Consider the following 12355-nt stretch of genomic DNA (forward strand, 5'->3'; position numbering starts at 1 on the left):
CCCACCCACCTCCGAAGGGCCGCATGAACCAATTCGTCCTGGGCCACCTGCCCTTCTGGATCGTCAACTACCTCCTCGCGCTGCTGGCCTGGGCCTGCGTGGGCCGGTTCGTCATGTCGGCCTTCCTGCCGCCGGACAGCCCCAACTACATCTGGCGCGGCTTCCGCGCGCTGACCGCCTGGCCGGTGGGCGCCGCCGCCTTCCTGGTGCCGTCCTATGTCGGGCCGCGCTGGCTGCCGCTGGTGGCGTGCTGCTGGCTGTTCGCCCTGCGCTGGGTCGCCGGCCTGTCCATGATGGGCGCCGGCCTGGCCCCCTCGATCACCCCGCCCGGCTGAGCCCCATGTCCGACGAGACCGCCTTCGTCCTCGCCGTCGCCGCCTCGCTGCTGCACGGCCTCGTCTCGCCGCTGCTGATGGTGGTGGCGTTCTTCCACCCGGTCTGGCTGCCCGAGGCCTTCCCGGTGACCGCCGAGATCGTGTTCTACGGCGCCTCTCTCATCGTCAGCACCGGCACGCTGCTGCTCGCCGCCGTGCCCGCCGCCATCGCCGAGCGCCTGGGCGCCTCTCCCGGCGCGGCGCTGCGCCTGTGGTGCGCCGGGGCCGCCGCCCTGGCCGGCTGGGGGCTGCTCGCCCGCATGGGTTGAGGGTTTTTCATCCCGCGGCGGCGCCCGCCCTGGCAGGATGGCCGGGAAAGGACGCCGCGATGCATCACCCGGCCCCGGGCGCCGACGACGCCGCCATCCGACGCACCTGCGCCGGGGTCGGGCTGCTGGCCGCCGCCGCGGCGCTGGCCCTGGCGCCGGAGGCCGCGCTGGCCCTGCGCATGGGCGCGCAGGCGGCCGCGCTGCTCACCCTCGGGCTGCTGCTCGCGGCGTGGCGGGTGCCGCACCGCACCCGCCGCCACGGCCGCCTGCGCCAGCACCTGCGCCCGCGCCTGCTGTGGCACGCCGAGCGCGTGGCGCTGGCCGCGCTGGCCCTGTGGGCCGCCACCCTGGCCCTGCCGCCGCCGGGGCATTAGCCTCGCGGGCGGAAGGAACCGCCCATGCACATCAGCCCGCTCGCCGCCCCCACCGGGCCGGAGGCCGTGCCCGACAGCGCCGGCCTGAACCTGTGGCGCGCCGACCCGGCGCTGCGGGCCCTGGCCGCCCACCACCTGCCGCCGGACCTGCTGGCCCACCTGGAGCCGCACCTGGACCGGCTGGGCGCCCTGGCCGGCGGCGAACTGGACGCCCTGGCCGCCGAGGCCGACCGCAACCCCCCGGTGCTGGAGCCCCGCACCCGCCGCGGCGAGGACCGCCAGCGCATCGCCAAGCACCCCGCCTACCGCGAGATGGAGCGCATCGCCTTCGGCGAGCTGGGCCTGGCCGCCATGTCGCACCGCCCCGGCGTGCTGGGCTGGCCGGCGCCGCTGCCGCCCGCGGCGAAATACCTGCTGACCATGCTGCTGGTGCAGGCGGAGTTCGGCCTGTGCTGCCCCGTCTCCATGACCGACAGCCTGGCCCGCACCCTGCGCCGGTTCGGCGACCCCGCCCTGGTGGCGCGCTACCTGCCCGCCCTGACCGCGCAGGACATGGACGCGCTGGCCCAGGGTGCGATGTTCATGACCGAGCAGGGTGCGGGCAGCGACATCGCCAACACCGCCGTCGAGGCGGTGGAGGAGGCGGACGGCACCTGGACCCTGCATGGCGACAAGTGGTTCTGCTCCAACCCCGACGCCGCGCTCGCCATGGTGCTGGCGCGCCGCCGCGGCGCCGGGCCGGGGCTGAAGGCGGTGTCGCTGTTCCTGCTGCCGCGCGAGATGCCGGACGGCACGCCCAACGCGCACCGCATCGTCCGCCTGAAGCCCAAGCTGGGCACGCGCTCCATGGCCTCGGGCGAGATCGCGCTGAACGGCGCCCGCGCCTTCCTGGTGGGCGACCCCGGGGCGGGCTTCCGGCAGATGGCCGACATGGTCAACAACTCGCGCCTGAGCAACGGCGTGCGCGCCGCCGGGCTGATGCGCCGCGCCACCACCGAGGCGCTGTTCATCGCCCACCGGCGCGTCGCCTTCGGCCAGCCCATCGCGCGGATGCCGCTGATGCGCCGCCAGCTGCTGAAGCTGCTGCTGCCGACCGAGCAGGCGCGCGCCATGGTGTTCCTGACGTCCGAGGCGCTGCGCCGGAGCGATGCGGGCGAGGACGGGCAATACGCGCTGCTGCGCATCCTCACGCCCCTGCTGAAGTTCCGCGCCTGCCGCGACGCCCGCAAGGTGACGGGCGACGCCATGGAGGTGCGCGGCGGCTGCGGCTACATCGAGGAGTTCCCCGACGCCCGCCTGCTGCGCGACGCCCACCTGGGATCCATCTGGGAGGGCACGTCCAACATCGTCGCCCTCGACGTCGGCCGCGCCATCGCGCGGGAGAACTCGCTGCCGGCGCTGGAGGCGCGGGTGCGCGCCCTGTGCGGCAACGCCTTCCCCGAGGCGCTGGACCTCTGGCCCCGCGTGGCGGCCCTGGCGCTGCGGGCGCAGGAGGACCCGGCGCTGGCCCGCCAGGCCGCCAGCGCGCTGTATCACCTCACCAGCGCCGCCGCCCTGCATGCCGAGGCCGCGGCGGTGCCGGAGCGCGCCGCCCTGGCGCGGCTGGTGCTGCGCCACCGCCTGCACGCGCGCGACCCGCTGGCGGCGGAGCCCGCCTTCGACGACGACGCCCTGCTGCCCGACCCCGGAGCCCCCGCATGATCCCGCGCCGCATCCTTCTGCGCCTCGCGCACCGCCTCGCGGCGCTGCCGGCGGGCGCCCTGCTGGCCCTGCCGGGCGCCGCGCTGACGCAGCCGCGCGCCGTCACCCTGGTGGTGCCCTTCGCCCCCGGCGGCCCGACCGACCTGATCGCCCGCCGCCTGGCCGGGCTGATGGCCGCGCGGCTGGAGCAGCCGGTGGTGGTGGAGAACCGCGCCGGCGCCGGCGGCAATGTCGGCGCCGAGCACGTGGCCCGCGCCGCGGCGGATGGGCACACGGTGCTGTTCGGCACCTCCGGCCCGCTGGCCATCAACCCGCTGCTGTTCCGCGGCCTGCCCTGGGACCCGCTGCGCGACTTCGCGCCGCTGGGGCCGCTGGGGCGCATCCCCAACGTGCTGGCCGTCCACCCCGCCATCCCGGCGCGCGACGTGCGGGAGCTGGTGGCGCTGGACCGGCCCATGGCCTTCGGCTCCTCCGGCAACGGCGCGTCGTCGCACCTCGCGGGGCTGATGTTCAACCGCATGGCCGGCACGCGCTTCGAGCACATCCCCTACCGCGGCACCGGGCCGGCGCTGAACGACGTGCTGGCCGGGCACATCGCCATGGTGTTCACCGACGTGCTGACCGCCAAGCCGCACGTGGAATCCGGCCGGCTGCGCGCCCTGGGCGTGACGACGGCGGAGCGCAGCGCCGCCCTGCCCGGCGTGCCCACCGTGGCCGAGCAGGGGCTGCCCGGCTACGACGCCAGCGTCTTCTTCGGGCTGGTGGTCCCCGCCGCCACCCCCGAGGCCCCGCGCGAGCGGCTGCGCGCCGCGCTCGCCGCCGCCCTGGCCGATGCCGAGCTGCGCGCGGTGCTGGAAGGGCAGGGCATGCAGCTGGCGCCCGCCATCACCCCCGCCGCGCTGTCGGCGCTGATGGCGGAGGAGGCGGCGCGCTGGAAGGTGGTGATCGAGGAGACGGGCGCGCGGGCGGATTGAGGCGCGGCGTCAGCCGAACCCGACGCTGATCCGCCCCACCCCGGCCACCGCGGCGCTCCATTTCTCGCCGGGCTTCGGCGCGGCCTCGCCGCCCAGCCCCGCCACCAGCAGCAGGGCGCCGGCCGGCAGCCCGCCGCCGCGCCGCGCCTCGGCGGCCGCCTGGGCGAACAGCACGCCCAGTTGCTCGTGGATGGGGCGGGGCCGCGCGCCGGTCGGGCCCAGCCGGGCCTCCGCCGCCTCGGGCAGGGCGGTGCCGGGGGCGCGCTTGCCCACCAGCACGAAGCCCACCCCGCCCAGGTCGGCCAGGCATTCCTCCGCGCTGGCCGGGCCGTCGCGGAAGCGTGTCGCCGCCACGTCCAGCACCGGGTGCAGGGCGGAGAAGGCGGGCGCGCCCTCGCCCAGCGGCGCGGCCAGCACGCCCATCACGCCCACGCTCAGCCGCGGGGCGCGCAGCGCCGCGACGGACACCGGCGTGCCGGCGCGCAGCAGCCGCGTCTCCGGCAGCGGCGCCGCCACCCAGGCGCCGCCGGGGCCGCGCGCCATCCGCAGCCCCACCACCGGCGCGCCCAGCCCCTCGGCCAGGGCGGCGGCGGCGTCCTCCGCGGCCTCGCGCGTCGTGCCGGGGGGGATGGGCGCCAGCGGGTTGCCGGTCTCCCACGCCTCTTGCAGCCAGGCGGCGAGGCTCATCGGAGGTTGATCTCCTCCTCCTGGAAGCCCCCCGAGGGCGGGGCTTCCATGGAGACGGCGGGCGGGCCGTGGTCGCCGCCGTACAGCGCCTCGGGCAGGTAGGTGACGATGCCGGGGAAGGCGTAGACCATCAGCATGGTGAAGACGACGATGTAGATGAAGGGCATGCAGCCCTTGAAGATGTCCTCCAGCCGCACGTGCTTGGGCGCCACGCCCTTCAGGTAGAAGGCGGCCATCGCGACGGGCGGCGACAGGAAGGAGGTCTGGAGGTTCAGCGCGATCAGCACGCCGAAGAACAGCGGGTCCACGCCGAAATCGTCCAGCAGCGGCAGGAAGATCGGCACGAAGATCACGATGATCTCCGTCCACTCCAGCGGCCAGCCCAGCACGAAGATGATGGCCTGGGCCAGCAGCATGAAGGTGAAGGTGTTGAGCGGCAGCGACTTGACGAAGTTCTCCACCACGCCCTGCCCGCCCAGGTAGCCGAAGACGCTGCTGAAGATGTAGGAGCCGACGAACAGCCAGCACACCATCGCCGAGGTGCGCGCAGTGAGGAACACCGATTCCTTGAGCTTCTCGAAGGTGAAGGAGCGGTAGGCGACGGCGAGGAGGATGGAGCCCAGCGAGCCCATCGCCGCCGCCTCGCTGGGCGTGGCGAGGCCCATCAGGATGGCGCCCAGCACCATGGCGATCAGCAGCGCCAGCGGCAGGAAGCTGGTGAGCAGGTTCCACAGGATGCGGCCGAAGGGGATGTTCACCGCCTCGGGCGGCAGCTTGGGCGCCACCTCGGGCTTGAGGATGGCCAGCACGATCACGTAGCCGATGTAGAGCGAGGCCAGCATCAGGCCGGGGATGAAGGCGGCGGCGTAGAGCTGCACCACCGAGACGCCCGCGGTGGCGCCGTAGAGGATGAGCATGATGGAGGGCGGGATGAGGATGCCCAGGCAGCCGCCGGCGCAGACCACGCCCGAGGCCAGCTTCACGTCGTAGCCGGCGCGCAGCATGGCGGGGAAGGCCAGCAGCCCCATCAGCGTCACCACCGCGCCGACGATGCCGGTGGCGGTGGCGAACAGCGCGCAGGTGGCCAGCGTGGCCACGGCCAGCGAGCCGGGGATGTTGCCCGAGGCCATCTGGAGCGAGCGGAACAGCCGGTCGAGGATGTTCGCGCGCTCGATGATGTAGCCCATCAGCACGAAGAGCGGCACGGAGATCAGCACGTCGCTGCTCATCACCGCGTAGGTGCGCTGGATCAGCAGGTCGAAGATGCGGTCGCCCATGCCGAGGTAGCCGAAGAACAGCCCCATCGCCATCAGCGTGAAGGCGATGGGGAAGCCCAGCAGGATGAAGAACAGGAACAGCAGGAGCTGGGTGAGGCCCAGCGCGGCGTCGGAGATCATGGGCGCTGGGCCTCTCTCAGTGCTTCTGGTGGAGGATGGCGTCGCCCTGGCGCAGCTCGCGCTCCAGCTCCTCCGGGCTCTTCTCGGCGGCCTGGGCCAGGATGATCTGGTCCAGCTCCTCCACGTCGCTCAGGCGACGCGGCCACTCGCCCGAGCGGATGGCGCGCACGCAGCGCACCACCTCCACCAGCCCCTGCAGCAGCATGATGACGCCCACCACCGGGATGATGGCCTTGAACGGCCAGATGATGGGTCCGGAGGGCGAGAACATCGAGCGCTCGTTCTGCATGTAGCTCAGCTCGAAGAAGTGCCAGCCGGCGACCATGAAGGCGAAGATCGCGGGGAAGAAGAACAGGATGTACAGCACGAGGTCGAGCCACGCCTGCCGGCGCGGCGCCATCATGCGGTACAGGAAGTCGCCGCGCACGTGGCCGTTGCGGCTGAGCGCGTAGGCGCCGGCGAACATGAACAGCGTGCCGTAGAGCATGTACTGCGCGTCGTAGCCCCAGTTGGTGGGGGCGCTGAAGAAGCGCCGCGCGAACACCTCGTACACGATGGCCGCCGTCAGCAGCAGGATGGTCCAGGAGAAGACCTGCCCCACCAGCGTCGAGAAGCGGTCCACCGCCAGCAGCGCGCGGGAGACGACGCCGCTCTCGGCGAACAGGATGCCCACCAGCAGGGCCGCCACCACCAGCCCGGCCAGGCCGCCGGTCACCATCGCATCGGTCATTGCTGCGTCCTCCGTGCGGCCACGAAAAAGCCCGGACCGGCGCTGCTGCTGCCGGTCCGGGCGTCAACCAGGGGCGGGGTTCAGCCGCGGGCGAAGAAGTGGTTGTAGGAGACGACGGCGGAGACGTTGTAGCGCAGGCTGAAGTTGCCCACGCGGCGGCACCACTCGCGCTGGCTGTCGCACACCTTCTTGAAGAACGGCCCGGCGCTGGGGTTGGAGGTGTCGCCCTCCTGCCGCGCGATCACGCGGTCCCAGGCCTGGAGCTGGGCGTCGAGCACGGGGCGCGGGGTGGGGCGCACGTTCACGCCCTGCTGCTGGCTCATCGCCAGCAGGTCGCGCGAGTAGCGGTCCTGCAGCTTCCAGCTCATGTCCGCCGAGGACGCCTCGGCCGAATGGCGGATCACCGCGCGCAGCTCCTCCGGCAGCGCTTCGAAGCGCTGGCGGTTGAACAGGATCTCGAAGCACTCCACCGCCTGGTGGTAGCTCTGGATGTAGTAGTTCTTGGCGACGTCGGGGAAGCCCAGCACGCGGTCGGAGGAGGGGTTGTTGAACTCGGCGCCGTCGATGACGCCGCGCTCCAGCGCCGGCACGATCTCGCCGCCCGGCAGGGCCACCACGGCGGCGCCCATCTCCTGGAACAGGTCGGTGGCCAGGCCCACGGTGCGGTAGCGCAGGCCGCGGATCTGGTCCGGGCGCTCGATGGGGTTGCGGAACCAGCCCAGCGGCTGGGTGGGCATGGGGCCCGACATGAAGCCCACCGCGTTCATGCGCAGGATGTCGTGCATCAGCTCGCGGTACAGCGCCTCGCCGCCGCCGTAGTAGAACCAGCCCAGCATCTGGTTGGCGTCGCCGAACCAGGGCGGCGTGGTGCCGAACAGGGAGAAGGCGCGGTTGCGCCCGAACCAGTAGGCCGAGACGCCGTGCCCGCCGTCCAGCGTGCCGGAATGCACGGCGTCGAGCACCTGGAAGGCGCCGACCACGGCGCCGGCCGCCAGCAGCTCCAGCCGCAGGCGCCCGCCGCCCATGGCGTTGACGCGCGACACGAAGTCCTGCGCGAACTCGTGGAAGATGTCGCGCTGCGGCCAGGTGGACTGGAAGCGCAGGGTGGTGGTCTGCGCGCGGCTGACGCTGGGCGTGGCCAGCACGGCGGCCCCCGCCGCGGTGACGGCACCGGCCTTGAGGAATCCGCGGCGATTGGCGTCGGTCATGTCTCGCTCCCTGCGCAAGGAATGGCAGCCCCGCTCTGGAGGCGGGTCACCGCGGTGATTAAGGGCGACGCAAGGAAGTTGCAATCCCACCCGCCGGCGAAAGGATTTCTTGACACTCCTGGCGAATCGGGCGCAACGACGCGTCACCAAGCCGGGACCGTGATGAGCGAGATCCTCGATCGCCCCGCCGCCGCCGAGCGGCCCTACCGCCTGGAAACCTCCGCCGGGCACCTCATGCGCCGCGCGCACCAGCGCTACCAGGCCCTGTTCGGCGAGGCTGCGGCCGGCATCGGGCTGACCGGCCCGCAATTCGCCACCCTGCTGCGGCTGGCCGAGGCGGGGCGCTGCACCCAGAACCAGCTCGGGCGCCTCGCCGCCATGGACAGCGCCACCGCGCACGGCGTGGCCCGCCGCCTGCAGGAGCGCGGGCTGGTGCGCGCCGCGCCGGACCCGATGGACCGCCGCACCCGCGTTCTGTCCGTCACCGCCGAGGGGCACCTGCTGCTGGCGCAGGCCAAGCACGCCGGCAAGCGCGCCAACGAGGCGCTGCTGCAGCCCCTTTCGCCCGAGGAGCGCGCGCTCCTGCTGTCCCTGCTCGGGCGGCTGTCGGGCTGACCGGGCGGGCCGGTTGGCGGCCCCGGCGGGCGCGTGGCAGCATGGGCCCATGCGCCGCCTGCTGTTCCTGCCGCTGTTCCTCGCCACCGGCCCGGCCGCCCAACCGGCGGCGGCGCAGGCCTATGCCGTGCCCGTCTCCTTCTGCGGCGACCGCCTGGTGGCCGCGCCCTTCGAGACGCTGGTGACCCCCGGCGCCCAGGGCCGCGCCGACTACCGGGTGACGCTGCGCAACGCCGCGGGCGCGCCGCTGCGCTTCGTGGTGCAGGTGCAGGGCGACGTGCTGGGCAAGCCGGTGGGCGCGCAGTCGCTGGCGGCCGGGCAGTCCACCACCCTGGCGCTGGGCTACGCCCCCAGCATCCCCGGCCGCGCGCCCCTGCGCAACGAGGCCCTGGCCAACGCCGTGCGCATCAGCTGCCTGCCGGGCTGACCCAGTCCGGCCGGTCGAAGCGCTGCACCTCCAGCAGGTAGCCCGCGGGGTCGTGGAAGAAGAAGTGCGTCACGCCGTAGGCCGCACTGTATTCGGGCGCCGGCGGCAGGGCCACGCCCTTGGCGGCCAGGTGGGCGTGCCAGGCCTCCACCTCGCGCGTCACGAAGGTGAACACCACGCCGCCCTCCACCCGCGGGTTCTCGCTCGCGCGCTCGGCCCGCGCGCGGCAGATGCCCAGGAAGGCGCGCCCGCCCGTCGCGGCCTCGTAGATGCGGCAGGTGCCCTGGTCCTGTGCCAGCGGCAGCTCCAGCACCTCCTCGTAGAAGCGCCAGCTCGCCGCCGGGTCGGCGGCGTAGAGGAAGGTCACCTGTTGCTCGAAGGGCGTCATGGGGGCCAGCATGGCCCCGCGAACCGGGAGAACCAAGATGCAGAGCCCCATCCCCCTGAACCAGCCGCAATGGGTGAAGGACTTCCGCGCCTTCCTGATGCGCGGCAACGTCATCGACCTCGCGGTGGGCGTGGTGATCGGCGCCGCCTTCACCAGCGTCGTCGGCTCGCTGGTGGAGGACCTGTTCAACCCGCTGCTGGGCCTGCTGCTGGGCGGGATCGACTTCTCCAACCTGTTCGTCGTGCTGACGGGCGAGCGCCGGCCGACGCTGGCCGCGACGCGCGAGGGCGGGGCGGCGGTGCTGGCGCTGGGGGTGTTCCTCAACGCCGTCATCAAGTTCGTGATCGTGGGCTTCGCGGTGTTCTGGCTGGTCAAGGTGCTGTCGCGCCTCGGCATGGCGGGCGAGAAGAAGGAGGTGAAGGCCACCGCCGACCAGGTGCTGCTGGCCGAGATCCGCGACGAGCTGCGGGCGCAGCGCGGCGGGACCCTCACCCCGCGAAGCTGAGCGCCCCGCTGCCCGCCAGCATCGCCAGCCGCGCGGCCAGGGCGGGCTCGCTGCCCGCTTCCAGCCCCAGCAGGCGCGCCACCCCGGCCGCCGCCTCCGCCTCGGTGGTGGCGGGGCGGGCCGCCAGCAGGGCGCGCGCGGCGGCCTCCACCTCGCGCGGGTGAACCGCGGCGGCGCGGCGCAGCAGGGGGTGGGCGGCGCGGCGGTCGCGCGGGGCGAAGGCGGGCGCTGCCTCGCCCAGCCAGAAGGCGCCTTCCTTGCGCAGCCCGTGCAGCTTCGCCGCCAGGGCCAGCGCCTGGGCGGCGGCAGCGGGCGGGGCGCCGATGCGCGCCAGCACCACGTCCTCCGGCACCGGGGCCTCGGCCTCCACCACCTGGGCGTACAGGCCGGCCAGCGTGGCGAAGGGCAGGGAATCGGCCGGGCCGGGCAGCTCCGGCGCGCATTCGGCGTAGGGGGCGGCCAGGCCGGGGTCGGCCGGGGCGGCGGCCTCCGGCGCGGCCTCCAGCCCCAGGGCGGCGCGCAGCCGCGCCTCGGCCTCGCGCGGGCGTTCCAGCCAGTCGGCGGCCCAGACCTGGCTCAGCTTCCAGCCCATGCCCCTCAGCGCCCCGGACCAGCCATGGTGGCGGTCGCGCGCGCAGCGCAGCCCGGCGAAGTCGGCGCCGTCGGCCTCGATGCCCCAGGCGTAGCCGCCATCGGGGCCGCGCAGCGCCAGGTCCACCTGCAGGGCGGGCGTGCCCAGCCCGGCCACCGCCCCGGGCCCCACCACCGGCTCCAGCAGCGCGGCCAGCGGGGTGTCGGCGCGGCGGCCGGCCCGGGCTTCCTCCGTGGCGGCGGCGAAGGCCAGGAAGGCCTTCAGCGCCGCCACCCCGCGCCCGCCGGCGCGCGACAGGTCCACCTCCTCCGCGCGCAGGCCGCTGAAGGCGACGCAGCGGCGCCGGGCGCGGGTGATGAGGACGTTCAGCCGCCGCTCGCCGCCCTCGGTCGAGAGCGGGCCGAAGCGCATGGCCAGCCGCCCGTCCCGCCCGCGCCCGTAGCCGACGGAGATGAGGATGGCGTCGCGCTCGTCGCCCTGCACGTTTTCCAGGTTCTTCACGAAGAAGGGCTCGTGCGGGTGGGCGGCGAAGAAGGCCTCCGTCTCCGGGCTGGCGCGGCGGCGCGCCTCCAGCGCCTCCAGGATGGCGTCGCGCTGCACCACGCTGAAGGCGGCCACGCCCAGCGTCTCGCCCGGGGTGTCGCGGGCGTGGCGCAGCACCGCCTCGGCCACCGCCGCCGCCTCCGCCGCGTTGACGCCGCCCTCCGACACCCCCTCCACCGCCACCAGCGAGAGGCCCAGCGCCGCCGAGCGCGGCCGCGGCGAGGGCAGCACCAGCAGCCGCCCCTCGTAGAACTCCGCGTTGCTGACGGCGATCAGGCTCTCGTGGCGGGAGCGGTAGTGCCAGCGCAGCAGGGCGCGCGGCAGGCCGCGCGCGTTGCACAGGCCCAGGATGCTTTCCACGTCGCGCGCCTGCACGTCGCCTTCCGGCGCCGCGGCCTCCTCCTCGTTCTCCAGCAGGCGCTGGAAGAAGCGGGTGGGCGGCATCTGCCGGTCGTCGCCCACCACCACCACCTGGCGCGCGCGGGCGATGGCGCCGAAGGCGTCCACCGGCTCGATCTGCGAGGCCTCGTCCATCACCACCAGGTCGAAGGGCGGCAGGCCGGGCAGGGCGGGGTGGTGCGGCGAGGGCAGGTGCTGCGCCACCGCCAGCGGGGACATCATCAGCACCGGCTTGGCGGCGCGCACCACCTCGGCGCCGCGCAGCAGCAGGGTGCGGATGGGGGCGTGGCCGCGCCGGCGCTCGAACTCGCCGCGCAGGAAGGCCATGGCGGCGTCGGCGCGGTCGCCGCGCAGGGCGGCGATGCGGGCGTGGTGGGCGGCGCGCGCCTCCTGCTGGGCCAGGCGCACCCGGGCGGCGTCGGCGGCGGCGAAGCTTTCCACCGCGCGGTCCATCGCCGCGCCGTCGAAGGCGGCCAGGGCGGGATGGGCGCGGGTGGCGGCGCGCCACAGCCCTTCCAGCAGCGCGCGCTCGAAGGCCGGCTGGGCGGCGGCGGGCGGCAGGCTGCCGTCGGCCAGGGCGGTGGCCAGCGGGGCCAGTTCGGGCGCGGCGTCGGTGGCGGCCAGCCAGGCGCGCCAGCCGGGCAGGGCCTCGGCCTCCGCCGCCAGGGCGGCCAGGCGCTCGGCCAGGGCGGCGAAGGGGCCGCGCGCCTCCAGGCCCAGCGCGGCGCAGGCCTGGCGGGCGGCGTCCAGCGCGGCGGCCGGGGCTTCCGGCACGGCGCCGAAGCGGCGGTGCCAGTCCAGCCCCGCGCGCAGCGCCGCCGGGTCGGTGCCGGCGGCGCGGCGCAGCGCCGCCCGCGCCTCCAGCAACGCCGGCAGGGCGGCGCGGTCGCGCAGCGCGGCGTCCAGCGCGGCCTCGGCGGCGCGGCGCTCGCCGCTGAGGAAGCCGAACAGGCCGCCGGGCTGCGCCAGGGTGGCGGCCGCCTCCTCCAGCCCCGGCGCCTCCAGCGCGGCGATGCGCGGGTCCAGCCGCGCCGCGGCGACGCGCGCGTGGTCGGCCAGCAGCGCCTCGGCGCGCGGGATGCCGGCGGCCGGGAAGGGGGGCGGGCCGGCGGCGGCGCGCGCCTCGGCTTCCTCGATGCGGCCGGGCGCGGCGGCCAGGGCGCGGATCAGCG

Annotated in this window: 14 protein-coding genes; 8 read left to right on the forward strand and 6 right to left on the reverse strand. The window is 75.0% G+C overall.

The window, feature by feature from the left end:
* The first annotated feature begins 23 nt into the window (after positions 1 to 23).
* The 5 genes from ACI6QG_RS09045 to ACI6QG_RS09065 are packed head-to-tail and all read left to right on the forward strand — an operon-like array spanning position 24 to position 3692.
* Positions 24 to 335 carry a YggT family protein gene (locus ACI6QG_RS09045; protein ID WP_407024264.1) on the forward strand — a complete coding sequence of 104 codons (312 nt, stop codon included), beginning with the start codon at positions 24 to 26 and terminating at the stop codon, positions 333 to 335.
* A gap of 5 nt (positions 336 to 340) precedes the next feature.
* Positions 341 to 643, forward strand: a complete 303-nt coding sequence (locus tag ACI6QG_RS09050; RefSeq protein ID WP_407024265.1) for a hypothetical protein — start codon at positions 341 to 343, stop codon at positions 641 to 643.
* Positions 644 to 702: 59 nt separating this feature from the next.
* Complete coding sequence (locus ACI6QG_RS09055; protein WP_407024266.1) at positions 703 to 1017, forward strand: hypothetical protein; 315 nt, start codon at positions 703 to 705, stop codon at positions 1015 to 1017.
* A gap of 24 nt (positions 1018 to 1041) precedes the next feature.
* Positions 1042 to 2718 (forward strand): acyl-CoA dehydrogenase family protein, encoded by a 1677-nt coding sequence (locus ACI6QG_RS09060; RefSeq protein ID WP_407024267.1) that lies wholly within the window; start codon positions 1042 to 1044, stop codon positions 2716 to 2718.
* On the forward strand, positions 2715 to 3692 hold the full coding sequence (locus ACI6QG_RS09065) for a Bug family tripartite tricarboxylate transporter substrate binding protein (protein ID WP_407024268.1): 978 nt from the start codon (positions 2715 to 2717) through the stop codon (positions 3690 to 3692). Before ACI6QG_RS09060 ends, ACI6QG_RS09065 begins: the two co-directional genes overlap by 4 nt.
* 9 nt (positions 3693 to 3701) lie before the next feature.
* Here ACI6QG_RS09065 and ACI6QG_RS09070 read toward each other — a convergent pair whose 3' ends face one another.
* From ACI6QG_RS09070 to ACI6QG_RS09085, 4 genes are all read right to left on the reverse strand, one after another.
* Positions 3702 to 4379: a hypothetical protein gene (locus ACI6QG_RS09070; RefSeq protein WP_407024269.1), complete on the reverse strand. Its 678-nt coding sequence runs from the start codon at positions 4377 to 4379 to the stop codon at positions 3702 to 3704.
* Positions 4376 to 5776, reverse strand: coding sequence for a TRAP transporter large permease (locus ACI6QG_RS09075; protein ID WP_407024270.1), 1401 nt, complete (start codon positions 5774 to 5776; stop codon positions 4376 to 4378). Before ACI6QG_RS09075 ends, ACI6QG_RS09070 begins: the two co-directional genes overlap by 4 nt.
* A gap of 16 nt (positions 5777 to 5792) precedes the next feature.
* Entirely contained in the window at positions 5793 to 6506 is a 714-nt protein-coding gene (locus ACI6QG_RS09080) for a TRAP transporter small permease subunit (RefSeq protein ID WP_407024271.1), read from the reverse strand.
* An 80-nt stretch (positions 6507 to 6586) separates the two neighbouring features.
* The gene (locus ACI6QG_RS09085; protein ID WP_407024272.1) at positions 6587 to 7714 is read right to left on the reverse strand and encodes a TRAP transporter substrate-binding protein; all 1128 of its coding nucleotides are present in this window, start codon (positions 7712 to 7714) and stop codon (positions 6587 to 6589) included.
* 162 nt (positions 7715 to 7876) lie between these two features.
* Here ACI6QG_RS09085 and ACI6QG_RS09090 point away from each other — a divergent pair, with 162 nt between their 5' ends.
* Positions 7877 to 8329 carry a MarR family winged helix-turn-helix transcriptional regulator gene (locus ACI6QG_RS09090; protein WP_407024273.1) on the forward strand — a complete coding sequence of 151 codons (453 nt, stop codon included), beginning with the start codon at positions 7877 to 7879 and terminating at the stop codon, positions 8327 to 8329.
* Between the two features lie 49 nt (positions 8330 to 8378).
* The gene (locus ACI6QG_RS09095) at positions 8379 to 8756 is read left to right on the forward strand and encodes a hypothetical protein (protein WP_407024274.1); all 378 of its coding nucleotides are present in this window, start codon (positions 8379 to 8381) and stop codon (positions 8754 to 8756) included.
* On the opposite strand, the gene ACI6QG_RS09100 is transcribed toward ACI6QG_RS09095, so the two are convergent.
* Entirely contained in the window at positions 8737 to 9144 is a 408-nt protein-coding gene (locus ACI6QG_RS09100) for a VOC family protein (RefSeq protein ID WP_407024275.1), read from the reverse strand. The two genes, ACI6QG_RS09095 and ACI6QG_RS09100, sit on opposite strands and share 20 nt — an antisense overlap.
* Before the next feature lie 37 nt (positions 9145 to 9181).
* Here ACI6QG_RS09100 and mscL point away from each other — a divergent pair, with 37 nt between their 5' ends.
* Entirely contained in the window at positions 9182 to 9649 is a 468-nt protein-coding gene (gene mscL / locus ACI6QG_RS09105) for a large conductance mechanosensitive channel protein MscL (RefSeq protein WP_407024276.1), read from the forward strand.
* On the opposite strand, the gene ACI6QG_RS09110 is transcribed toward mscL, so the two are convergent.
* On the reverse strand, positions 9633 to 12355 hold a 2723-nt coding region (locus ACI6QG_RS09110; protein ID WP_407024277.1), incomplete at its 5' end, for an AAA domain-containing protein. The genes mscL and ACI6QG_RS09110 overlap by 17 nt on opposite strands.

Source organism: Sabulicella flocculans, assembly GCF_045449635.1.
GTDB lineage: Bacteria > Pseudomonadota > Alphaproteobacteria > Acetobacterales > Acetobacteraceae > Roseococcus.

Bases quoted from the DNA above. Each gene is read 5' to 3' on its own strand.
- mscL (WP_407024276.1), top strand. From the start codon at position 9,182: ATGCAGAGCCCCATCCCCCTGAACCAGCCGCAATGGGTGAAGGACTTC.
- ACI6QG_RS09095 (WP_407024274.1), top strand. From the start codon at position 8,379: ATGCGCCGCCTGCTGTTCCTGCCGCTGTTCCTCGCCACCGGCCCGGCC.
- ACI6QG_RS09090 (WP_407024273.1), top strand. From the start codon at position 7,877: ATGAGCGAGATCCTCGATCGCCCCGCCGCCGCCGAGCGGCCCTACCGC.
- ACI6QG_RS09055 (WP_407024266.1), top strand. From the start codon at position 703: ATGCATCACCCGGCCCCGGGCGCCGACGACGCCGCCATCCGACGCACC.
- ACI6QG_RS09065 (WP_407024268.1), top strand. From the start codon at position 2,715: ATGATCCCGCGCCGCATCCTTCTGCGCCTCGCGCACCGCCTCGCGGCG.
- ACI6QG_RS09085 (WP_407024272.1), bottom strand. From the start codon at position 7,714: ATGACCGACGCCAATCGCCGCGGATTCCTCAAGGCCGGTGCCGTCACC.
- ACI6QG_RS09080 (WP_407024271.1), bottom strand. From the start codon at position 6,506: ATGACCGATGCGATGGTGACCGGCGGCCTGGCCGGGCTGGTGGTGGCG.
- ACI6QG_RS09070 (WP_407024269.1), bottom strand. From the start codon at position 4,379: ATGAGCCTCGCCGCCTGGCTGCAAGAGGCGTGGGAGACCGGCAACCCG.
- ACI6QG_RS09075 (WP_407024270.1), bottom strand. From the start codon at position 5,776: ATGATCTCCGACGCCGCGCTGGGCCTCACCCAGCTCCTGCTGTTCCTG.
- ACI6QG_RS09050 (WP_407024265.1), top strand. From the start codon at position 341: ATGTCCGACGAGACCGCCTTCGTCCTCGCCGTCGCCGCCTCGCTGCTG.
- ACI6QG_RS09045 (WP_407024264.1), top strand. From the start codon at position 24: ATGAACCAATTCGTCCTGGGCCACCTGCCCTTCTGGATCGTCAACTAC.
- ACI6QG_RS09060 (WP_407024267.1), top strand. From the start codon at position 1,042: ATGCACATCAGCCCGCTCGCCGCCCCCACCGGGCCGGAGGCCGTGCCC.
- ACI6QG_RS09100 (WP_407024275.1), bottom strand. From the start codon at position 9,144: ATGACGCCCTTCGAGCAACAGGTGACCTTCCTCTACGCCGCCGACCCG.